The 21,964-nt window shown below is 63.6% G+C and carries 17 protein-coding genes; 9 read left to right on the top strand and 8 right to left on the bottom strand.

The window, feature by feature from the left end; translation table 11 throughout:
- Nucleotides 1-214: 214 nt before the first annotated feature.
- From ACP7B7_RS24220 to urtE, 6 genes are all read left to right on the top strand, one after another.
- Entirely contained in the window at nt 215-1,030 is an 816-nt protein-coding gene (locus tag ACP7B7_RS24220) for a DUF4349 domain-containing protein (protein WP_426078395.1), read from the top strand.
- A 198-nt stretch (nt 1,031-1,228) separates the two neighbouring features.
- A complete protein-coding gene (urtA, locus tag ACP7B7_RS24215) occupies nt 1,229-2,482 on the top strand; it encodes an urea ABC transporter substrate-binding protein (protein ID WP_308921935.1) in 1,254 nt (417 codons plus the stop codon).
- A gap of 102 nt (nt 2,483-2,584) precedes the next feature.
- Nucleotides 2,585-4,189, top strand: coding sequence for an urea ABC transporter permease subunit UrtB (gene urtB, locus ACP7B7_RS24210; RefSeq protein ID WP_426078394.1), 1,605 nt, complete (start codon nt 2,585-2,587; stop codon nt 4,187-4,189).
- Complete coding sequence (gene urtC / locus ACP7B7_RS24205; RefSeq protein ID WP_308921933.1) at nt 4,186-5,307, top strand: urea ABC transporter permease subunit UrtC; 1,122 nt, start codon at nt 4,186-4,188, stop codon at nt 5,305-5,307. Before urtB ends, urtC begins: the two co-directional genes overlap by 4 nt.
- A complete protein-coding gene (gene urtD, locus ACP7B7_RS24200; RefSeq protein WP_374694199.1) occupies nt 5,304-6,140 on the top strand; it encodes an urea ABC transporter ATP-binding protein UrtD in 837 nt (278 codons plus the stop codon). Before urtC ends, urtD begins: the two co-directional genes overlap by 4 nt.
- 1 nt (nt 6,141) lies before the next feature.
- Nucleotides 6,142-6,840 (top strand): urea ABC transporter ATP-binding subunit UrtE, encoded by a 699-nt coding sequence (gene urtE, locus ACP7B7_RS24195; RefSeq protein WP_308921932.1) that lies wholly within the window; start codon nt 6,142-6,144, stop codon nt 6,838-6,840.
- 1 nt (nt 6,841) lies between these two features.
- Here the strand turns inward: urtE and ACP7B7_RS24190 are convergent, their stop codons facing one another.
- The 5 genes from ACP7B7_RS24190 to ACP7B7_RS24170 form a co-directional block, all read right to left on the bottom strand.
- Complete coding sequence (locus tag ACP7B7_RS24190; RefSeq protein ID WP_308921931.1) at nt 6,842-7,426, bottom strand: chromate transporter; 585 nt, start codon at nt 7,424-7,426, stop codon at nt 6,842-6,844.
- On the bottom strand, nt 7,423-8,025 hold the full coding sequence (locus ACP7B7_RS24185; protein WP_308921930.1) for a chromate transporter: 603 nt from the start codon (nt 8,023-8,025) through the stop codon (nt 7,423-7,425). Before ACP7B7_RS24185 ends, ACP7B7_RS24190 begins: the two co-directional genes overlap by 4 nt.
- 123 nt (nt 8,026-8,148) lie before the next feature.
- Nucleotides 8,149-8,370, bottom strand: a complete 222-nt coding sequence (locus ACP7B7_RS24180) for a hypothetical protein (protein ID WP_308921929.1) — start codon at nt 8,368-8,370, stop codon at nt 8,149-8,151.
- A gap of 180 nt (nt 8,371-8,550) precedes the next feature.
- Nucleotides 8,551-9,141 carry a response regulator gene (locus tag ACP7B7_RS24175; protein WP_308921928.1) on the bottom strand — a complete coding sequence of 197 codons (591 nt, stop codon included), beginning with the start codon at nt 9,139-9,141 and terminating at the stop codon, nt 8,551-8,553.
- Between the two features lie 348 nt (nt 9,142-9,489).
- Nucleotides 9,490-10,065, bottom strand: coding sequence for a phosphohydrolase (locus ACP7B7_RS24170; protein ID WP_308921927.1), 576 nt, complete (start codon nt 10,063-10,065; stop codon nt 9,490-9,492).
- A gap of 135 nt (nt 10,066-10,200) precedes the next feature.
- Between ACP7B7_RS24170 and ACP7B7_RS24165 the strand changes: the two genes are divergently transcribed.
- Together ACP7B7_RS24165 and ACP7B7_RS24160 are read left to right on the top strand one after the other, a co-directional pair.
- The gene (locus tag ACP7B7_RS24165; RefSeq protein ID WP_308921926.1) at nt 10,201-13,341 is read left to right on the top strand and encodes an NAD(P)-binding protein; all 3,141 of its coding nucleotides are present in this window, start codon (nt 10,201-10,203) and stop codon (nt 13,339-13,341) included.
- A 38-nt stretch (nt 13,342-13,379) separates the two neighbouring features.
- On the top strand, nt 13,380-14,273 hold the full coding sequence (locus tag ACP7B7_RS24160) for an alpha/beta hydrolase (RefSeq protein ID WP_308921925.1): 894 nt from the start codon (nt 13,380-13,382) through the stop codon (nt 14,271-14,273).
- On the opposite strand, the gene ACP7B7_RS24155 is transcribed toward ACP7B7_RS24160, so the two are convergent.
- Entirely contained in the window at nt 14,265-17,174 is a 2,910-nt protein-coding gene (locus ACP7B7_RS24155; protein ID WP_308921924.1) for a hybrid sensor histidine kinase/response regulator, read from the bottom strand. The genes ACP7B7_RS24160 and ACP7B7_RS24155 overlap by 9 nt on opposite strands.
- A 147-nt stretch (nt 17,175-17,321) precedes the next feature.
- Between ACP7B7_RS24155 and ACP7B7_RS24150 the strand changes: the two genes are divergently transcribed.
- A complete protein-coding gene (locus ACP7B7_RS24150) occupies nt 17,322-17,951 on the top strand; it encodes a LysE family translocator (RefSeq protein WP_308925798.1) in 630 nt (209 codons plus the stop codon).
- On the opposite strand, the gene ACP7B7_RS24145 is transcribed toward ACP7B7_RS24150, so the two are convergent.
- On the bottom strand, nt 17,914-18,630 hold the full coding sequence (locus ACP7B7_RS24145) for a YceI family protein (protein WP_308921923.1): 717 nt from the start codon (nt 18,628-18,630) through the stop codon (nt 17,914-17,916). The two genes, ACP7B7_RS24150 and ACP7B7_RS24145, sit on opposite strands and share 38 nt — an antisense overlap.
- A 507-nt stretch (nt 18,631-19,137) precedes the next feature.
- Complete coding sequence (locus ACP7B7_RS24140; RefSeq protein ID WP_426078393.1) at nt 19,138-21,807, bottom strand: M1 family metallopeptidase; 2,670 nt, start codon at nt 21,805-21,807, stop codon at nt 19,138-19,140.
- Nucleotides 21,808-21,964: the final 157 nt, after the last annotated feature.

The following is a 21,964-nucleotide window of genomic DNA, read 5'->3' as shown; positions in this document are numbered from 1 at the left end:
TTATAGTATGGCGTCGGCGGCGCGCACGTGCGCGGGATCGCTTCGCGGTGTGTTGCAGGGCTGGGGCCGCCTGAGCGGCCAGCGTTTGCCCGCATGATACCAGTTAGCGGCGCTGGGCCAAAGCGGGCAGGTTCGTCGGCTTCTCCGCCGCGTTGGCGATAATTTACGTTTGACAATAAAATGCAAGCAATAACATATTAATAAAAAGGAAATCATGCAATTTTCTAACAAGCTGGTCAAGACAATGGCCGTCGCGGCGCTGCTCGCGCTGGCCGCTTGCAGCAGCAAGGGCGAGCTCGATGGCGGTGGCCAGTCGAGCGCCGCGCGCCTGCAAGGCAAGGAGAAGGGCGCCGAATTTCTCGCCTATGAACATTCGGTCGGCGTCGATACGGGCGAGGCGCGGGTGCGCCCTCTGTACGAAAAGGTGGTGGCCGCCTGCAAGGCCGATACAGCCAATGGCTGCATGCTGCTCGATTCCAGCCTGGACAGTGGCCGCTACATGCATGCGCGCATCAGCCTGCGCGCCAAGCCGGCCGGCGTGCAGAAGATCGTCGCACTGGTCGCGGCCGAAGGCGAGCTGACCAGCCAGGGGACCAAGGCGGAAGACCTGGGCCGTCCCGTCATGGACAGCCGCAAACGCCTGGAAATGCTCAGGCAATACCAGGCGCAGCTGCAGGCATTGGAAAAGAAATCGGGCAACAATGTCGACGCACTGATCAAGGTCACCAAGGAACTGGCGACAGTGCAGACCGAACTGGAAGAGGCGACGGCTGCCAATTCCCTGCTGATGCAGCGCATCGACACCGATTTGCTCAAGATATCGATCAGTGCGCAGGGCAAGCATTCGTTCTGGTCGCCGGTCAAGCGCTCGCTGGGCAATTTTACGGAGAACCTGTCCGAGGGCACGGCCAACGCCATCACGGCGCTGGCCTACATCCTGCCGTGGCTGGTCGGCTTCGGCATCCTGTTCCCGCTGTTGCGCAAAGGCTGGCGCCGCTTGCGTGCACCACGCAAGGGCGTTCAGAAGTAAAGCACCATCGCATTGCATGAATCAAACCCGGTTGCACAGTCCTTGTGCAGCCGGGTTTTTTTTCGTGCAACAAAACCACCTGCGCACCACATCGTGGCGCTTTTACTCCTGTCGCGTCATGGCCAATGCTGGCATGCATTCTGCTTTAACAACATTCGTATGCCCCTCTCGACTATCCATCCACACTCAGGAGTCCACATGTCACGACGCATCATCTTGAAAGCGGCAGCAGCAGGCGCATTGGCCATGGTTGCCTCGGCCTACACGCAGTCGGCCTTTGCCGCCGACACCATCAAGGTAGGGATACTGCATTCCCTGTCCGGCACCATGGCCATTTCCGAAACGTCGCTGAAAGACGTGGCGCTGATGACGATCGCCGAGATCAATGCCAAGGGTGGCGTGCTGGGCAAGAAGCTGGAACCGGTGGTGGTCGACCCGGCCTCGAACTGGCCGCTGTTCGCGGAAAAAGCGCGCCAGCTGGTGGCGCAGGACAAGGTGTCGGTGGTGTTCGGCTGCTGGACCTCGGTGTCGCGCAAGTCCGTGCTGCCGGTCTTCAAGGAACTCAACAGCCTGCTGTTCTACCCGGTGCAGTACGAGGGCGAGGAACTGGAAAAGAATGTGTTCTACACGGGCGCCGCGCCAAACCAGCAGGCGATTCCCGCCGTCGAATACCTGATGAGCGCCGATGGCGGCGGAGCGAAACGCTTCGTGCTGCTGGGTACCGATTATGTGTATCCGCGCACCACCAACAAGATCCTGCGCGCCTTCCTGAAAAGCAAGGGCGTCAAGGACAGCGATATCAGCGAGGTCTACACGCCGTTCGGCCATGCCGACTACCAGACCATCGTTGCCAATATCAAGAAGTTCTCGGCCGGCGGCAAGACGGCCGTTATCTCGACCATCAATGGTGATTCGAACGTGCCGTTCTACAAGGAACTGGGCAATGCGGGCCTGAAAGCGACCGATGTGCCGGTGGTGGCGTTCTCGGTCGGCGAGGAAGAGCTGCGCGGCATCGACACCAAGCCTTTGCTGGGCCACCTGGCGGCATGGAATTATTTCGAGTCCGTCAAGAACCCGGTGAATACCGACTTCATCAAGAAGTGGAAAGCCTATGCGGTGAAACAGAAGCTGCCGAACGCCGGTTCGGTGGTCACCAACGATCCGATGGAAGCGACCTATGTCGGCATCCACATGTGGGCGCAGGCCGTGGAAAAGGCCAAGTCGACCGATACCGACAAGGTGATCGCCGCCATGGGTGGCCAGACCTTCAAGGCGCCGTCCGGCTTCACCCTGACCATGGATGCCACCAACCACCACCTGCACAAGCCGGTGATGATCGGCGAGATCAAGGCCGACGGCCAGTTCAATGTGGTGTGGAAAACCAAGGAGCCGATCCGCGCCCAGCCATGGAGCCCGTTTATCAAGGGTAATGAGGCGAAGCAGAAACTGTAAGTTAGCTGTTGAAAGGCCGGGGTCAGACCCGACGGAACTCGGCGTTCCCGTCTGACCCCGGATTTTCGCTTGGGCTGAAGTAAAAATGAGAGGTCTACCCGCATGCGTCTGCTTAGCCGTATTTTGCTGTTACTCTGCCTGCTACCGTTGTATGCCCAGGCCGCCATCGATCCCGCACTATTGAAACCGCTGGCCGGCGACGACTCCGAAGCCCGGATCGCGGCCGTCGGCCAGATCGCCGCGCTGGCCACGCCCGAGGCGGCCCGCGTGTTGCAGGCCTTGCAGGCCGAAACCCTGTATGCCACCCCAGGCGGCGCTGTGCTGATCGTCGACGGCGATGGCGGGCAAGCCTACGATCCGTCCACCGGCAAGACCGCAGCAACGCCGGATGGCATCGATGGCGTGATGGTCAACAACCGCCTGCGCGGCGTGGTCGAGGGCGCGCTGTCGGGCCTGAAACTGCTGGCGCCGGAACGCGCCGCGCGTCTTGCCGCAGCCCAGGAATTGCAAAAAGCCGTCAGCCCGGCGCAGCTCCCGCTGATCCGCAAGGCGCTGGCGCAGGAGAGCGATGGCGAAATCAAACAGATGCTGCAGGTGCTGATCGCCAGCGCCAACCTGCATGCGCCGGACGCGGCCACGCGCAGGCAGGCGGTGCAGGACCTGGCCATCAGCAGCGACGCGCGCCTGCTGGCGCCGCTGCAGGCAATGATAGACAAGGGCGCGGACGGCAAGTCCGGCGAGCCGGACGAAGCCGTGCGCATCGCCGCCGTTGATACGATAGGCCAGATCAAGGGCCGGGTGCAGCGCACCGAATTCATCGGCAATATCTTCTATGGCCTGTCGCTGGGCAGCGTGCTGCTGCTGGCCGCGCTGGGCCTGGCCATCACCTTTGGCTTGATGGGCATTATCAATATGGCGCACGGCGAGCTGCTGATGATAGGCGCCTACACCACCTATCTGTGCCAGCTGTTCTTCCGCGCGTATTTGCCCGGCATGCAGGACTGGTATCTGCTGGCGGCGCTGCCGGCGGCGTTTTTTGTCGCCGGTTCGGTGGGCGTGGTGCTGGAACGCACGGTGATCCGCTGGCTGTACGGCCGGCCGCTGGAAACCCTGCTGGCCACCTGGGGCATCAGCCTGATTTTGATGCAGCTTGTCCGCACCATCTTTGGCGCGCAGAACGTGGAAGTGGCCAATCCGGCCTGGATGTCGGGCGGTGTCACCGTGCTCGGTTCCCTGGTGCTGCCGTACAACCGCATCGCCATCATCGTGTTCGCCATGCTGGTGGTGGTGGCCGTGTGGCTGATCCTGAATAAAACCCGGCTCGGCCTGTTCGTGCGCGCCGTTACGCAAAACCGCCGCATGGCCGATTGCGTGGGCGTGGCCACCGGCAAGGTCGACATGCTGACCTTCGGCCTCGGTTCCGGGATTGCGGGCCTGGGTGGCGTGGCGCTGTCGCAGCTGGGCAACGTGGGGCCGGACCTTGGCCAAAGCTATATCGTCGACTCCTTCATGGTGGTGGTGCTGGGTGGCGTGGGCCAGCTGGCCGGCACCGTGATCGCGGCGATTGGCCTGGGCGAAGTCAACAAATTCCTGGAACCGGTGGCGGGCGCGGTGCTGGCCAAGATCGCCATCCTGGTGTTCATCATCATCTTTATCCAGCGCCGGCCGCAGGGCCTGTTTGCCATGAAGGGACGCAGCGTCGAATGATTACCTCACTTCGTGTCAACCAGGGCCTGTTTTCGCGGCCCGTCTGGGCGGCGATTGCCGCCTTCACCATCGTGGCGGCCTTGCTGCCCATTTTTAACCTGCTGTTTGCCGAAGGCCATCCGCTGCATGTGTCGGCCTATACCGTGGGTCTCGTTGGCAAGTTCATGTGCTATGCGCTGGCCGCGCTGGCGCTGGACCTGGTATGGGGCTACACGGGCATATTGTCGCTGGGCCACGGCGTATTCTTTGCGCTGGGTGCGTATGCGCATGGCATGTATCTGATGCGCGCGATCGGTGCCGAGGGCCAGTATCAAAGCGCCTTGCCCGACTTTATGGTGTTCCTCGACTGGAAGACCTATCCCTGGTACTGGGCGTTTACGGAACATTTCTGGTACTGCATGGCGCTGGTTGTCCTTGTACCGGGCGTGCTGGCGTTCGTGTTCGGTTATTTCGCCTTTCGTTCGCGCATCAAGGGCGTGTATTTTTCCATTATCACGCAAGCGATGACGTATGCCTTCATGCTGCTGTTCTTCCGCAACGATACCGGCTTTGGCGGCAACAACGGTTTTACGGACTTCAAGACCATCCTCGGCCATAGCGTGACGGCGCCCGCCACCAAGGCCGTGCTGTTTCTCCTGACCCTGGCGTTCCTGGTCACCGCGCTGATCGGCGCGCGCGCCATCGTCAGCTCGAAACTGGGGCGGGTGCTGCAGGGCGTGCGCGACGGCGAGGCGCGGCTGATGTTTTTGGGTTACAACCCGCTGTGGTTCAAGCTCTTCGTGTGGACCCTGTCCGCCGTGCTGTGCGGCATCGCTGGTGCACTCTACGTGCCGCAGGTGGGCATTATCAATCCGTCCGAAATGTCGCCCGCCAATTCCATCGAGATGGTGGTGTGGGTGGCGGTCGGCGGGCGCGGCACCCTGATCGGCCCGATCCTGGGCGCATTTACCGTCAATGGCCTGAAAAGCTGGTTTACGGCCGCCTTGCCCGAGCTGTGGCTGTTCGCGCTGGGCCTGCTGTTTATCGTCGTCACTTTGTTCATGCAGCAGGGCATCCTCGGAGTGCTGGCCAAACTGAAACGCAAGAAAGCCGCCGTGGCGGCAGAGGAGGCCGCATGAGCATCCGCATGGTTCCCGGCATGGCTGGTTCGGAAGCGGGCTCCGGCTCGTCGTATGCGCGCGTGAAAGGCGAGGGTCTCGATACCACCCATGGCGCGATTTTGTACCTGGAAGACATCACGGTGTCGTTCGACGGTTTCAAGGCCATCAACAAGCTGAGCCTCGATATTTCGGTCGGCGAGTTGCGCTGCATTATCGGCCCTAACGGCGCCGGCAAGACCACCATGATGGACGTGATCACCGGCAAGACGCGGCCCACCTCCGGCACGGCCTGGTTCGGCCAGACCATGGACTTGTCGACCATGACCGAATATGCGATCGCCCATGCCGGCATCGGCCGCAAGTTCCAGCGCCCCACCGTGTTCGAGCAGCACACGGTGTTCGACAACCTGGAACTGGCGATGAAGATGAACAAGCGAGTGGCGCCGACCCTGTTTGCGCGCCTGAACTCCGAGCAGGAAGGCAAGATCGAAGCCATCCTGCGCCTGATCCGCCTGCACGGCCAGGAAGCGCGACTGGCCGGGCTGCTGTCGCACGGCCAGAAGCAGTGGCTGGAAATCGGCATGCTGCTGATGCAGGAGCCGCAATTGATCTTGCTCGACGAACCCGTGGCCGGCATGTCGGACGCGGAAACGGCGCGCACGGCGGAATTGCTCAACGAGTTGCGCGGCAAGCACTCCATCATGGTGGTCGAGCATGACATGGGCTTTGTCACGGAAATCGCCCAGCAGGGCATCGTGACCGTGCTGCATGAAGGCTCGGTGCTGGCGCAGGGCCGCATGGACGAAGTGCAAGCCGACGAACGCGTCATCGAAGTCTACCTGGGAAGATAACATGCTGGAAGTGACGCAACTGAACCAATATTATGGCTCCTCGCACACCTTGCGCGGCGTGTCCCTGACGGCAAAAAAAGGCGAATGCCTGGCCTTGTTGGGCCGCAATGGCGTCGGCAAGACCACCTTGCTCAAGTGCCTGATGGGCGTGCTGCCCGTGGCGCAGGGCAAGGTGGTGTTCAATGGCCGCGACATCACGAAGTTGTCGCCGCATGCGCGGGCAAAATTGGGCATCGCCTATGTGCCGCAGGGGCGCGATATCTTCGCCCGCCTGACGGTCGAGGAAAACCTGCTGATGGGCATGGCCGTTAAAAGCGGCCGGCAGGCCTCGCGCATCGACGACATGGTGTATGACCTGTTTCCGGTGCTGAAGGAAATGCTGCAGCGGCGCGGCGGCGATTTGTCCGGCGGCCAGCAGCAGCAGCTGGCGATCGCGCGCGCCTTGCTGGCCAGCCCGGAACTGATCATCTTCGATGAGCCGACGGAGGGTATCCAGCCGTCCGTGATCAAGGATATCGGCCGCGTGATCCGGCTGCTGAAACAGCGCGGCGATATCGCCATCGTGCTGTGCGAACAGTATTTCGATTTCGCACGCGAACTGGCCGACCAGTTCATCGTGCTGTCACGCGGCAGCGTGGTGGCCAGCGGTGGGGCGGACTTGATGGATGGCGAGGATGTGAAACGGCATCTGGCCGTGTGATTCAGATCAGCTGAAACCAGCCCAGCACGGCGCCTGTCGCCAGCAGCCACAGCAGATGTATTTTGGTGCGCCAGATGATCAGGCCGGCCACGATGGATAAACTCCAGATCGGCCAGTCGGTGGTGACGTTGTGGTTGGCGCCGCCGAGGATCATGCCGGTGGAGATCAGGAGCGCGACGACGATGGGCGCCATGCCCTGCTTGAAGGCGCGCACGCCGCGCAGGTGGCGGTTGCGGTGGCCCCAGCGCGCAGCCATATAGGTCAGGGTGGTGCTGGGCAGCATGATGCCCACCATGGTGACCAGCACGCCCAGGCAGGCGGCGGCCGTGCTGCCGGCGTTCATCCCCACGTTCCAGCCCATCAGGGCGACAAACAGCACGTTGGGTCCGGGGGCGGCCTGGGCGATGGCGATCGATTCATTGAATTGCGCCTGCGTCAGCCAGCCATGCTGTTCTACCAGGAAGCGGTGCATTTCGGCGGTGGTGGAAATGGCGCCGCCGACCGACATCAGGGACAGCATCAGGTAGTGGCCGAACAGGCTGAGCCAGTCGGAGGTGCTCAGCACCAGTTGCAGGGGCGGGCTCATGGCGACAGCCTGCGCCAGGTTAGCGTGCAGCCCAGGCCGCCCAGCACCAGCAGCACATACACCAGGGGCAGGCGCAGCACGGCCACGGCCAGCACGCCCAGCGCCACCAGGCTCAAGCTCAGCCATAGCGGCAGCGGGTGCCTGGCCAGGGCGGCGGCCAGCTTGATGCCGGTGGCGGCGATCATGCCGGCCGACACCGCCGCCATGCCACGCAAGGCGCCTGCCAGTTGCGGGTCGGTGCCGAAGCGCGTGTACAGCACGCCCAGTACCAGCACGATCAGCAGCGGCACGGCCAGCATGCCGGCCAGCGCCGCCAGGGCGCCGGGCAAGCCGAAATAGCGGCCGCCCACCATCAGCGCCAGGTTCACCACATTCGGGCCTGGCATGATCTGCGCCACCGCCCAGTCTTCCAGGAACTGTTCCTGCGTCAGCCAGCGCTTGCGCTCGACCATTTCGCGCTGTATCACGGCCAGCACGCCGCCAAAGCCCTGCAGGGCCAGCCAGGTAAACGAGAAGAACAGGTCGGACAGCGAGGCAGGCCGGGGCTGGCTGCCCTCGGGCGGGTCGGCGGCGGGCGGGGCGAAGGAGGGGGTGGTCATGTCAGATTATCACCGCGCCTGCGCGCCCTTGTCCATGGCTTTTGCCGCTACCTGAATTCAAGCGGCGGCGCCGCCGCAGTCCGCCTCGGCTACCCTTGCCAAGTTATTTGCAAATTGCAAATGTTATTGCAGAAAGCGTAGCACCAGGCTTGCCGAAATGATCATTGCGGCGCAGTTATGCACAAATGATGAGATCGCGAAATCCTGGAAATTATTTTCGGCTGTCGATAGATGGTTTTGTAACTGTTTGATTTTGTTAGGTTTTATTTTTGCTGCTTGATTGAGCAGTTTATTGAAAGCCGCACGGGCTGTGGCTTTGAGGGCTGTCAAGAGGCGCTTATCCACAAAGATATCCACAATCTGTGTGGATATCTGAAAAAGCGCTTAACAATCCGCCACTTAGCGCTTGTTCGGCAAAATACAGTGTTTTTTTTGGTTCCGGAGCCAGGGCCAGGCGGCAGGCTGGAAGTGCTGTATGCCCATCCAGTGCTGTTGTTTACCGAGCAAAAGTCACACGTGCCGGCATCAGCGTGCAGGGTGAGGCGGCAGCTCGATGCAGTGCTCGAGCGCCGCCGCCAGGTCGCTGACCTGCCGCTCGGCGTCGCGCAGGCTGGCGTAGGTGCGCAGCGAGGAAATCACGGTGGTAAACAGTTTGCGCGTGGTGAGATCGGTCTTGCACCAGAAATCGTTGATGTCGTAGTCGATGATGATGCGGTGCTCGAGCGCCTGGCCCGGCTGGCCGGTGCGCAGGATGATGCGCACGGCACTGTTGTGCAGGTCTTCGCGGATCTGGCGCGCCACGTGCAGGCCAGCATCCTGGGTTTCCATGATAACGTCGAGCAGCACCACCGCGATGTCTTGTGTACTGCGCAGCAAGGTCAGTGCTTCCTCGCCCGTATAGGCGTGCAGAAAGCTCAGCCTGCGGCCTTCGAAGCTGGCCTGGCTGAGAGCGAATTTGGTGACCACGTGGACGTCGACGTCATCATCGACGATCAGCACCCGCCACGGTTGCGCGATGGCCTGGGCGGCGTCTTCGTCATCGCCGTGCTGCGGATCGTCGACCAGCCAGTCGGGTTCATCATCCGCGTTGGCGGCTTTTACAGTATCGGTATTCATGCATTTCCCAGCGTTGAGCGTGCGCGCCGCATCTACCTTAGGCCAGTGCGCGCGCTTTGTCAAAGGGCAGGGCGGTTTTACGCCCCGCGCTTATGCACAGAAAAAATATTTTTCCTCATGGACAAAACATTGCTGCGCCAGCGCAAGGGTGGTGTTGCAAGTCATTGATTATATTCAGGAAAAAAATTGCCTGCGAATTCAGCAAATTATTGAAACCCGCATCAATACTGGCGTTGCGGCTTGTCAAGAGGGGTTTATCAACAACTTTATCCACAGTTGCTGTGGATATCTGAAAAAGCCGTGCAAAAACCGGGGCTTAGCGTGCCAGCACGCAATCAGCCCGCGGCCTCAAGCGCCGCGCAATGCATGGAAACGCTGCAGGAAGCATTGCTTCGCTTCGCCAGGATCCATGGCAACAATTATACCGGGCAAGGGGGCGATGCCGTCAAGGTAGGCCCAGCGCTCGGCGGAATGGGGCATCAGGTCGCGCTTTTCCGTGGCCAGCGCGATCAGGTCGGCCCGCTTGATGGGCGCGTAGTCGGAAAAGTCGATGCCGTAGGTGGCGGCGATAATCGCCGTCACCTGGTCTTCCAGCGCGGCAAATTCCGGCATCAGCACTTTCAAGGGCTTCACCATGTCGCCCAGGTAGGCTTCGGCCGCGTCATGCAGCAGGGCGGCCAGGCGCAGCGGCGGCGGCACCAGGCCGGCGACGATCAGGCTGTGCTGGGCAATCGAATAAAAGGTTTTCGTCTGGCCATTGAAGCGGCACTGGTAGGCCAGGCCGTGGGCGATGTCCTCGATGGCGACCCGGTCGATATGCGGCCGCAGCGGATAGAAGCGATTGCCGGAAAAGGTGGAAACGTAATCGGTGGTCACGGTAGCGGCTTGCATGTCGATAGTCTGGTTGGCGGGTGCGAGTGGCATGCCGCCATCGTACACCGCGCGGCGCGCCGGGGTGGGTTCGCCTTGGCGAGCCCGGCAATTAATTTCATATCGTTAATCTTTCATTTTCACCTAGACTATATGCAACATTTTTTCTTCAGCTGCGGGGGCAAGGCGATGATGGCAAGACCTTCTTATATCTACCAGGGCGGCTCGGTGATGATGCACTCGCCGCTGCAACTGAAACAGTCCGAAATGTACGGCTACTTCGTCAAGGGCGACCTGGCGAAGCTGCAGGCCACCGTCAACGCCTGCCTGAACCAGGTGGCAGGCAAGCGCATGACGTTCAAGGCACTGTCGCCGTACGTGATGCTCACTTTTACCAGGGTCAACCATGCCGATTCGGCCAACCCGGTCGACCAGGCCAAGGGCTGGATCACAGAAGTCGATATCGTCACCTGGATCATGGTCGGCGAGATGGACCAGCACGGCAAGCTGGCGCATATCTACTGGTATCCCTGCCATATCTTTGTCGATGACGCGATGGCCCTGATTAACGGGCGCGAATTGTTCGGCTACCCGAAATACCTGTGCGAGTACGAGATCCCCGAAGCCGGCAGCGAGCCGCTGCGCTGTTCGGTGGCCGCCAAGGGCTTCCACCCTTTTTCGCCCGAGACGAAAATCGCGCTGCACCCGCTGCTGGAAGTGAACGCCACCGTGCAGACGGGGCTGCACAAACCCGTCAACAGCTTCCTGGAGCTGATCGAGCAGGCCTTCAAGATTTTCCTGTCGATCCCCGACTTTTTCGACCTCGATGCGGCCGGCTGGCAGGATATCCTGTCGCTGCTGCGCAATCCGCGCATCGACCAGATTTTTCTCAAGCAGTTCCCCGACAGCGCGGGCGTGAAAGCCGTCTACCAGGCGCTGGTGGCGGCGCCGGCCGAAATCAACCGCCTGCACAGCGGCCGTTTGCTCGGCCATGAATACGAGTGCACCTTGCACGCCTTCGACAGCTTCCCGCTGGACCAGACCCTGGGACTGAAGCTGGGCACGCAATCGGCGATCCTGCCCTTCAATATCAATTTCGACTTTACCGCCATGCCGGGCGAGGAACTGGTCGACAACTCGGCCATCGCGCCCGAGAAAATCGCTATTCTCGGCGGCGGCGTCGGCGCGCTGACTGCGGCGTATTACCTGAGCGACCAGCCGGGCTGGCAAAACCAGCATGAGATCACCGTCTACCAACTGGGCTGGCGCCTGGGCGGCAAGGGCGCCAGCGGGCGCAATGCGCAACTGGGCCAGCGCATCGAGGAACACGGCCTGCATATCTGGTTCGGCTTCTATGCCAATGCCTTCAGGATGATCAAGGAGGCGTATGCCAGCCTGGATCGCCCGCCCGGCGCGCCGCTGGCCACCTGGCGCGACGCCTTCAAACAGCAGGATTACGTGGCGCTGTCGGAAGACGTGCGCGGCGAATGGCGCAACTGGTCGATCGTGTTTCCCACCTTGCCGGGCGAACCGGGCGAGGGCGGCGAAGACGTCACCCTGTGGCAGATGGCGGTGGCGATGGTGGGCTGGATCGAGCAGTGGATACGCCAGATCCGGCAGGTGGCCGAGGCCGACGCGCGCATCGCTCGCGCCGCGGCCGACCTGGGCCAGGGTGGCGAAGGCAAGTGGCCGGGCTGGCTGCGCCGGCTGGCCGATGAAGTGGTGGAGCAGGCCGACGAGCTGGGGCTGGACGTGGGGCTGTCGGTAGGCGCGCTGGTGGCGCTGGTGGCCGACCTGGCGCCCGACTCCACGCGCCACGATGCGGCCCGCCACCAGCTGCTGGCCGGTACGCTTGCCGGCATCCGCGCCTGGCTGCGGCTGCGCTACCGGGCGCTGATCGACGCCGACGATGAATTGCGCCGGCTGTTTACCTGCCTGGACCTGGGCATCACGGTGCTGAAGGGCTGTTTCGAGGACGGCGTGTTCAAGAACGGGTTTGACGTCATCAACGATATCGACTTCCGCGACTGGCTGCGCAAGCATGGCGGCGACGAGCGTTTCAGCGTCGATTCGGCTCCCGTGCGCGGCTTTTACGACCTGGTGTTCGCCTACGAAGGCGGCGATTTTTCGAAGCCGAACATCGAGGCCGGCACCTTGCTGCGTTCGATGGCGCGCATCGGCCTGGCCTACAAGGGCGGCATCATGTTCAAGATGCAGGCCGGCATGGGCGACACCATTTTCACGCCGCTGTATGAAGTGCTGAAAAAGCGCGGCGTGCGGTTCAAATTCTTCCAGCGGGTGGAAGAACTGGTGCCTGGTAACGGAACCGGCGAGATCGACAGCATCCGCATTACCGAACAGGTGGCGCTGCGCGACCCGGCCGATGGCTACGCGCCGCTGGTCGACGTGAAAGGCCTGGCCTGCTGGCCCAGCGCGCCCGATTACGCCCAGTTCGAGCCGGCCCAGGCGGCGCTGTTGCAACAGGCCGGCATCAACCTGGAATCGTACTGGAGCGACTGGCCGCAGCAGTACCGGCAGGCCTTCGGCCAGCCGCTGCCCGTCACGGTATTGAAGAAGGGCGTCGACTTCGACAAGGTGGTGTTCGGTATTTCCATCGGCTCGCTGCCGGCCCTGTGCCCGCAGTTGCTGGCGGCCAGCCCCGCGCTGGCGCAGACGGTCGACAAGGTGAAAACCGTGGCCACGCAAGCCTACCAGGTGTGGCTGAACAAGGACCTGGCGCAGATGGGCTGGACCAGGCAGCCGGGTGGCCAGCAGCCGGTGCTGTCGGCGTTTACGGAACCCTACGATACCTGGGCGCCGATGGACCAGCTGCTGGCGCACGAAGACTGGCCGGCGGGTCATGAACCCAAAAACGTCTCGTACTTTTGCAGCGCGTTTCCGGTCGCCAGCTATCCGCCCGTCACCGATACGGGGTTTCCGGCCCGCTGCGCCGCGCAGGCGAAACAGGGCGCCGTCAATCAGCTGGAAAACCAGATCGCCGCGCTGTGGCCCGAAGCGGGGCCGGCCGGCGCATTTCCCTGGCAATGGCTGGTCGATGCGAAAGAGGCCAGCGGGCCGGCGCGTTTCGACAGCCAGTACTGGCGCGCCAATGTCGACCCGTCCGAGCGCTATGTGATGTCGGTGGTCGGCAGCACCCAATACCGGCTGGCCACGGACGGCTCGGGGTTCGGCAATCTGTTCCTGACCGGCGACTGGATCAAAACCGGCTTGAACGCCGGCTGCGTCGAGGCGGCCGTGATGGCCGGCATGCAGACCTCGCGCGCCATGACGGGGCACCCGGCCGTGATCAAGGGCGAGACGGATTTTTAGACTTGCTATCATGGTGCATCCTGTTTTTCGGAGCGCCCATGAAACGCCTGCCTGGTCTATGTCTTGTGTTTGCCAGCCTGCACGCGCTGGCCATGCCGCCCGGCGCGATCGCCCTGTGGCCCGGCGCGCCGCCCGGTGGCGCGGCTGGCGGGCCGCAGCAGGCGAGCGGCAAGGGCTCGATCACGCAGGTGGCGCAGCCCTACCTGATCGCCCACCTGCCGGCGCGGAGCACTGGCATGGCCATGCTGGTGATCAGCGGCGGCGGCTATGCGCATATCGAGGCGGGCAAGGAAAGCGGACCGGCGGCAGCGTGGCTGCAGGCGCAGGGCATTGCCGCCTTTGAACTGGTCTACCGCCTGCCGCGGGAGGGTGGCGGCACGCAGGCGCCGTTCCAGGATGCGCAGCGCGCCATGCGGCTGCTGCGCTTCCACGCGGCGCAGTGGCAGATCGATCCGGCGCGCATCGGCGTCCTCGGTTTTTCCGCCGGCGCGCATCTGGCCGGCATGACGGCGGTGCGGCCCGATGCGCCACTCACCACCGCCATCGACAAGGTCGATGCGGTGTCGGCGCGGCCCGACTTTGCCGTGCTGTTATACCCCGTGTTGACCATGCAGGCGCCGTTCGACACCACGCATGCGAAAAAAATCCTGCTGGGCGCGGCGCCCTCGCACAGTGCGCGCGATGCGCTGTCGGTGGAATTGCAAGTCGATGGCCGCACGCCGCCGGTGTTCCTGGCACAGGCGCTGGATGATCCGATAGCTCCGGTCGACAACAGCCTGCTGATGTTCGCGGCCCTGCGCCGCGCACAAGTGCCGGCGGAACTGCATGTGTTCCAGCGCGGCGGCCATGGATGGGGCATGGGCAAGCCCGGCAGCGAGCCGGCCGCCTGGCCGCTGCTGCTGCAGGCCTGGCTCAAGGCCCGTTCAGATTGACGCGCCCAGGTCGCGCCGCGCCTCTTCCAGCGCGGCCTCGATCTGCGGCAGATGGTCTTCCACTTCGTCGAGCTTGCCTTCCGACGCCAGCGTTTCCATCTGGTGGCACAGGGCGTGCAGTGTGGGACGGCTCAGGTAGCCCGCGCTGCCTTTGAGCGCATGGAAGGCGGCCGCCACCGCGCTGGCGTTGCCGTCGCGTACGGCGTGGCGGGCCAGGTCGAAGCGGCGCGGCGCCTCGCCAAGAAACGCCTGCGCGATGCGCTGCAAATGCTGCTCCGACAGGCCGGCCAGCGGCAGGATGTGCACGGGCGCCGTCATCGGGTCGAGCGCGGCCGGCGCGCTGGCTTCCTCGCGGACGGGTTTGCCCAGGCCAAACTGGCGTGCCAGCGCATCTTCGTGCATTTGAGGCGGCGGCAGGGGCGCGGTGGATGGCAGCGCATGGCCGCGCGCCAGCAGCAGGTCGATCAGCGCGTCGATCTTCTGGAACAGCAGCGCTTCGTCAACAGGCTTGCTGAGGAAGTCGTCCATGCCGGCGTTCAGGTAGCGCTGGCGGTCATGTTCGCTGGCGTTGGCCGTCAGCGCGATAATGGGGATCTGCGGGTCCGGAATCGGGAAAGCCTGGTTGCCGCCGGCGCGTATCAGGCGCGCCGCCTGTTCGCCATCCATCAGCGGCATGCGCCCGTCCATCAGTACCGCGTCGTAGGCGCTGCCGGCCAGCGCGCGCAGCACTTCCTCGCCGTTTTCGACGATGGTCACGGTGTGGCCCATGCCTTCCAGCAGGGTGCCGATAATGATCTGGTTGGTGCGCACGTCTTCCGCGCACAGGATATGCAGGCGGCACTCGTGGCGCGCATTGCGCGGCACGTGGCGTGCGTCGGCCAGCGGCGCGCTGCCTGCGGGCAGGGGCAGGGTGAAATGAAAGCGCGAGCCGATGCCGACCCGGCTTTCCACGCCGATGCTGCCCTTCATCAGTTCGACCAGCTGCTTGCAGATGGCCAGGCCCAGGCCCGTGCCGCCGTAGCGGCGCGTGGTGGAGTGGTCGGCCTGCTCGAATTTCTGGAACAGGCGGGGCAGGGTGTCGGCGTCGATGCCGGCGCCGGTGTCGCTGATGACAAAATCGATCTGGTGGCAATCCTTGTGGTGCGACGGCGTGCTGCTGCAGCGGACTTCCAGCAGCACTTCGCCGTTGGCGGTGAATTTGATGGCGTTGCCCAGCAGGTTGATCAGGATCTGGCGCAGGCGCGTGGGGTCGGCCCGCACATAGCGCGGCAGGTCCAGCGCCAGTTCGCGCCGCAGCAGCAGGCTCTTGGCGTCGGCCTGGCCCTGCACGATGCCGGCCGCGTCGCCGATCAGGGCCAGCAGGTCGAAGTCCACCGTTTCCAGGGTCAGCTTGCCGGCGTCGATCTTGGAAAAATCGAGGATGTCGTTCAATATCGTCAGCAAGGATACGCCGTTGTGCAGGCCGATGCGCAGGTATTCCTGGGTGCGCCCGCGCACGGTCTGGTCGCGCAGGGCGAATTTCAGCATGCCGATCACGCCGGCCAGCGGCGTGCGGATATCGTGGCTCATGGCCGACAGAAAATCGATGCGGTGGCGGCTGACCACCTCGGCCTGGGTCTTGGCCGCCAGCAGCGCTTCATTGCTATGGGTGAGGGCCTGCGTGCGTTCCTGCACCCGCTGTTCCAGGTGGTTGCGCAGCAGCCGGATCTGTTCGGCCAGCGCAAACGCCAGCAGCAGGCCGTCGAGCGTGCCGCCCAGCAGCGTCAATAGTTGCGCGTTGCTGACCACGGCCGGTATCAGGCCCAGGTTGGCCGGCAGGATCACGAAGCCTGGCAGCATCAGGGCGACAAAGCCCAGCACGAAAAAGCGCGCCGGCTGGTAGCCGCCGCGCCACACGACGATGCCGCAGACCAGGGCCAGCACCATCCAGATGGTGATGGCGATGGTGGCCAGCGCATGCGCATACTGCGGATAAAAAAAGCAGCTGGGCATCAGCAGCAGCGGCAGCACCAGGTTGATGCTGCTCCACCGGTGGAGCCGGGGCGCCAGCTCGCGCAGGCGCAGGAAGTGCGTGTAGAACAGGGTGCTCAGTAACGGCAGCAGGAAGAACGGCACGTAATGGAACTGCAGCCAGCGCCAGTCGAACAGGTCGGAAAACACGTGGAAGGTGATGGCCCACGCCAGGCCATAGGTCAGCACATACAGCGCGTAATAGAACGAGGCTTTTTCGCGCGTCAGGGAAAAAATGAAGAAATTGAACAGGCCCAGCGCCAGCAGGGCGCCGAGCGAGGCGATGATCTGGAAGTTTTCCCTGCCCACCAGCTTGCGGTATTCCAGCTGGGTCTTGACGGCAAACAGCGGCGGACGCGCGTAATAGGGACTGGAAAAGTGAATCAGGATGTCATACGTGGCGCCCGGCGCCAGGCTGATGTTCTTGCCATAGTGCAGCAAGTATTCGTGCGGCCGCTGGTAGCCGGACAGCAGGGTGACGGGCGCGCCTGCCTGGCCGGGGCCATACACGTGAATGTCGACGGTGTCGATCAGGGTGTCGTTCGGGTCGATCACCCAGGCTGTCTGACTGGAGTCGTTGCGTACGCGCGCATGCAGCCAGTAGGCGCCGCCGAACAGGTCGACCTCCAGCGCCGGCCGCTGGCGCGCCAGCCAGGCGGGCAGGGCGCTGGCGTCCAGCGGCGCCGCGTCATTGCTGGCGCTGTAGAGTTTTCCTTGCGTGCCCAGGTGATGAATGCCCTGCAACGGCAAGGCGATGCTGGCCGTTGCCGCCTGCCCTTGCGCGCGCGCGCCGCCGGCCAGGCAGACCAGCATCAGCACGGCCAGCCACGCCACCAGGCAGCGGCGTGTCAGGCAAAGACGGCGGTGGAAAGGGAAGGAAAGGGCTGGCATCGTTAGGCATGGTGGCCCTGGGCTGGGATCTCTCATTCTAATCGACAAGTACAGGGCGGATGCAAGTACTTGCATTTAAGGCATTAAAGCTGATGCAGCCGCAACAGTTTCTGTATCATGGCAGTTTTTCCCTGCGAACCGAAAATCATGCTCAGTCCCGAACAATTGATGGCCTTCCTGGCCGCCGCCATGCTGGTCACGGCCAGTCCCGGTCCCGACAACCTGATGGTGCTGGGCGTGGGCATGTCGCGCGGACGGCGCCAGGGCATGGCCTTCGGCCTGGGCTGTGCGCTGGGCTGCCTCACCCATACTCTGCTGGCGAGCATAGGCGTGTCGGCCCTGCTGGCGGCCTCGCCGACGGCGTTTACGGTGCTGAAAGTGGCCGGCGGCCTGTACCTGGTGTGGCTGGGCATCGGCGCTATTCGCAGCCGCGGCGGCGCCAAAGTCGATGGCGCGGCAGCCTTGCCCGACGAATCGCTGGGGCGCCTGTTTGCCAAGGGATTGTTCGCCAACAGTATCAATCCGAAAGTCGTGCTGTTCTTTTTGTCGTTCCTGCCGCAATTCGTGGTGGCTTCACAAGGCAATGCCAGCTGGCAAACAGCGCAGCTTGGCCTGGTCTTCACGGCCCAGGCTTGCGTGCTGTTCGGCCTGCTCGGCTACTTTTCTGGCGCCGTCGGCAAGTGGCTCAACCGCCGCCCGCGCGCCGGCCTGTGGCTGGACCGCGTGGCCGGCACCATCTTCATTGCGCTGGGGCTGAGGCTGATCCTGGCGCGCTAGCCGGGGCAGTGGCGGTGATATCGAAAGCCAGCTCCATCGGGTCCTGCACCGCCATGGCGCCACCGAGGATGGCGAACGGCACGATGTCGAAGTCGCTCTGTTTCAGCACCAGGGCGCCGCTGGCGCGCAAGCGGCTGCCATCGGGCGCCTGCGCCAGCGTGACGGGCACCACCACCTGGCGCGTCACGCCGTGCAGGGTGATGGCGGCGTCGACGGCGTTGCCGCTGGCCTGCAATGTCGCCCGCACCCTGACCTCCGGATAGCGTTCGGCATCCAGCACGCGCACCAGCATATTGTGGCGCGTGCCGGCAATCGCCTCGGCCGATGGCGTGGTTTCCAGCCCGGCCCTGGTACGCAGCGCGCTTTCATCGACGCTCATGGCGTCGAGCCGGAACTGGAAGTCGGCCTGTTTCAAGTCCGGCGCCACCCAGCCCGTGACCGTGCGGCTGGCCACCACATGATCGTGCCCCAGCCGCGCCAGCGCGCCGCCGCGCCGTACGGTAATCGTCAGCAAGGTGGCTTGGGTATCGATGGTCAACAGCTTTTCCCCCCTGGCAGGCGGCGCCAGCGGCACGCTGGCCGCCGCCGGGCTGGCGGGGACCGGTGGCGTGACGGCCAGCGGGGTGCAGGCGGCCAGCAGCAAGCAGGTCATTAATAAAGGCAGGCCAAGATGGCGCATGGTGGTTCCCAGGCAAAGATAATGTGCTGATGGTAAGCGATTGCGGCATGGACAGAAAGCACACAGTTGGCGCACGTCATACTGGCGTCATATCGCGCTGTTATTCTCTTTTTGTTGGCACAGCATGTGTGGCGCAGATCACTACGCTCCGGGAGCGATAGGATGCCCATATGACTCAACAGCTTAGCCGGTGAGCTCAACCATCGGCACCAATTCAGCAGGGAAATAATAACGGGGTGGAAAATCAGGCGGGCTTAATGAAGTCCTAAGCCTGATCAAAGGCAGGACTGGCATAGTACGTACATGGCGCACGGACATCACCGGGCGCAAGGTTGCCGGACACCTCAATGACCGGCACGAATATGTTGTACGTACCGTACCGCGGTGTATTGCCTGAATCACTGCCCCCTGTTTATCCCTGCGCTCTGAACAAGCGTTTCAACCGGCTGCCGCTTAGTGCGAAGCCGGTTTTTTTTTGCTGATTGTTAACCCTTGAATGACTGGGGTTTAACTCTGCGTAGCCAGCCACTTGTCGATCGCCGGCAGCCGTTGCGCCCGCACCTTGATGCGGTACTGGATATCGGCAATCGAGGTGTCGGCGTCGCCGCGCGCGGTGGCGGCCAGGTGGGCCTTGGCGTAGGCGTCCAGCTTGCCCAGCATGGCTGCTTCGCCGGAAGCGGCGGCCAGGCGCGGGAAGTAGCGGCTGCGCGAGCTGGCGTCGATGCGCTGGTTCACCTGGTCGATATGGGCCAGCGCAAAGTCAAACGCCAGGTCCGGGTGGGCACGCGCCACGCGGCTGATCATGGCCGGGCTGTTGGTGAGGCCCGGTTCGTCCGTCAGCGCCAGCGCCAGGGCGCGCTGGGCCAGGGCCGTGTCGTCGCTCGAGGCCAGCAGGTCGTACAGCTGGTTGCGGATCAGCGGCGTTTTCTCGGCCTGCGCCTCGGCGTGCAACTGGTCCCAGGTGGCGCTGTCGGCGTGCTGGGCCACCACGCCCAGGATGGTGCGGCGCAGCGCGGCCGGCATGGCGGCTGGGTCGCTGACGCGCACGGCATGGCGGCGGCGGGCTTCGGCGATCACGGCGGGGTCGCCCAGGTCGCTCAGGGTGCCGATCAGCTGGCTGCGCAAGGTGGCCACCGTGGCCGCCTCGCCTTCGCGCGCCTGCCAGCCGGTCTGCGCCATCACCGGGGCCAGACGGGCGATGGCCCAGGTATCGAAGCGGCGCTGGCGCGCCTGGTCGCCCGCATATTGGTCGTGCAAGCCATTCAAGGCGCTGGCCACCTTGCCCCACACTTGCGGGTCGGCGGCCAACGGCGTGGCTTTCACCAGCTCCAGGAAGTCGGCCGGGTTTTGCAGGCCGGCCAGGCCCAGCGACTGGCTGTCCGACAGCAGGCCCAGCTGGTCGATGGCGGGCAGCCGGGCAAAGCTTGCCGCCAGCGCACCGGCCTGTTTCGGCGCATACAGAGTGCGGTAGTAGCCGCTCTGGCCGGCGTTCACCAGCAGCGGGCCGCAGCCGGGCACGCTCAATGTCGCCTTGCCGTTCTGTACCAGCACTCTTGCCTGTTTTGCATTGCCGACGGTTTGCGCGATCACCGGCACGCGCCAGGACAGCGGTTTTTTCTGTTCGCGGTCCTTGGTAAATTCGCCTTGCGTCAGGGTGACGCTGGTATTGCCGGCCTTGCAGACGGCCTCGCCCACGCGTATCAATGGCACGCCAGGCTGCAGGGTGAAATCGTGCGCGATCGCGCTGACCGGCTTGCCGGCGGCGGCGTCGACTTCGCGCCACAGGTCGTTCGACACGGTATTGCCGTAGGCGTGCTTGCGCATATAGTTGCGCACGGCCGTGCGCCAGGTGTCGGCGCCCACATAGGCTTCCAGCATGCGGATCACCGACTCGCCTTTTTGATAGGTGATGGTATCGAAGGCCTGGCTGGCCTGTTCGACGGTGGCGATGCGCTGCACCACCGGGTGCGTGGTGGCCAGCGCGTCGCGGCTCATCGCGCCTTCGCGCACGCGCACGCTGGACAAGGCCGTATTCCATTCCGGGTGCATGCGTTCGGTGGTGCGGCTTTCCATCCACGAGGCAAAGCCTTCGTTCAGCCACAGGTCGTCCCACCAGCGCATGGTGACCAGGTCGCCGAACCACTGGTGCGCCATTTCGTGCGACAAGGTGGTGTAGATGTTTTCCTTGTCCGACTGGGTGGAAATGGCCGGGTCCAGCAACAGGCTGTATTCGAAGGTGAACACGGCGCCCCAGTTTTCCATGGCGCCGAAGAACTGGCTGCGGCCCGGCGCGGCGATATTGTCCAGCTTCGGCAGCGGGTAGCGCACGCCGAAATAGTCGTTGTATTCGCGCAGCAGGGCGGCTGACTCGTCGAGCGCGAAGCGGCTTTGCGCCAGCGCGCCTTTCTTGGTGATCACGCCCACTTCGGTGCCGTCGGCCATGGCCGTGGCGCGCTCGAAGTCGCCCAGGCCGAAGAACAGCAGATAGGTCGACATGCGCGGCGTGACGGCAAACGTCACGCGTTTCTTGCCATTGCCCAGCTCCGTGCTGCTGGCAATCGGCATGTTGCCGACCGCCATCTGGGTGCTTGGCACCGTCACGTCGAGCGCGAAGGTGGCCTTGTAGTCGGGTTCATCCCAGGAAGGGATCACGCTGCGCGCGTCCGAATTTTCAAACTGCGTGTACAGCGCGCGCTGGCGGCCGGCCGGCGTATCGTAGTCGAGCGAGAACAGGCCCGTGGCCTGGGTGCCGATCTTGCCGCTGTAGCTGATCGCCAGCGTATGCTTGCCCTTGGCCAGCGGCTGGGCAAAATGCAGGGTGGCCGTCTGCGTGGCCGCATCGACATCGATCTTGCTGGCCTGCTGCGTGCCGCCCGCGCCTTCGGCGGTGGCACCGACAAAGGCCAGTTCCAGCGCATTGAGGGTAACTGCGTTGGTCGGCGCGGCGACGTCCACCGTGATCACCACATTGGCCGTAAACGTGGCCGCCTGCGCATCGGGCGTCAGTGACAGCGCGTAGTGGCTGGGCGTGACGCCGCGCGGCAATTGCGTGGTGGTGGAAAGGGCGTGGCTGGCCGACGCCTGAGGCGCCGTTGCATGCGCGGCATGGCTGGTCAAGGACGCCAGCGCGAGGATGACGGCGGCGGCGATACGGTTGCGTGAAAGATTGCGGTGCATGAAAACCCTGTTGATAAAGAGTGTGGCGCCAGCCGGCCTTGTAAGCGGATGGCGCAATGGAAGAGGGGTGGGTGCGCTGGCGTCGGCATGGCGTGGCCAGCATTCCCGTCCAGCAATCTAGTTGTAAACCGGGGCAAAGTCAAACGCCGGCGCCTGC

The organism is Janthinobacterium sp. PSPC3-1, assembly GCF_049896105.1.
Lineage (GTDB): Bacteria > Pseudomonadota > Gammaproteobacteria > Burkholderiales > Burkholderiaceae_D > Janthinobacterium.
The sequence above is the reverse complement of the archived record's forward strand: the minus strand, read 5'-3'. Positions and strand labels throughout refer to the sequence as shown.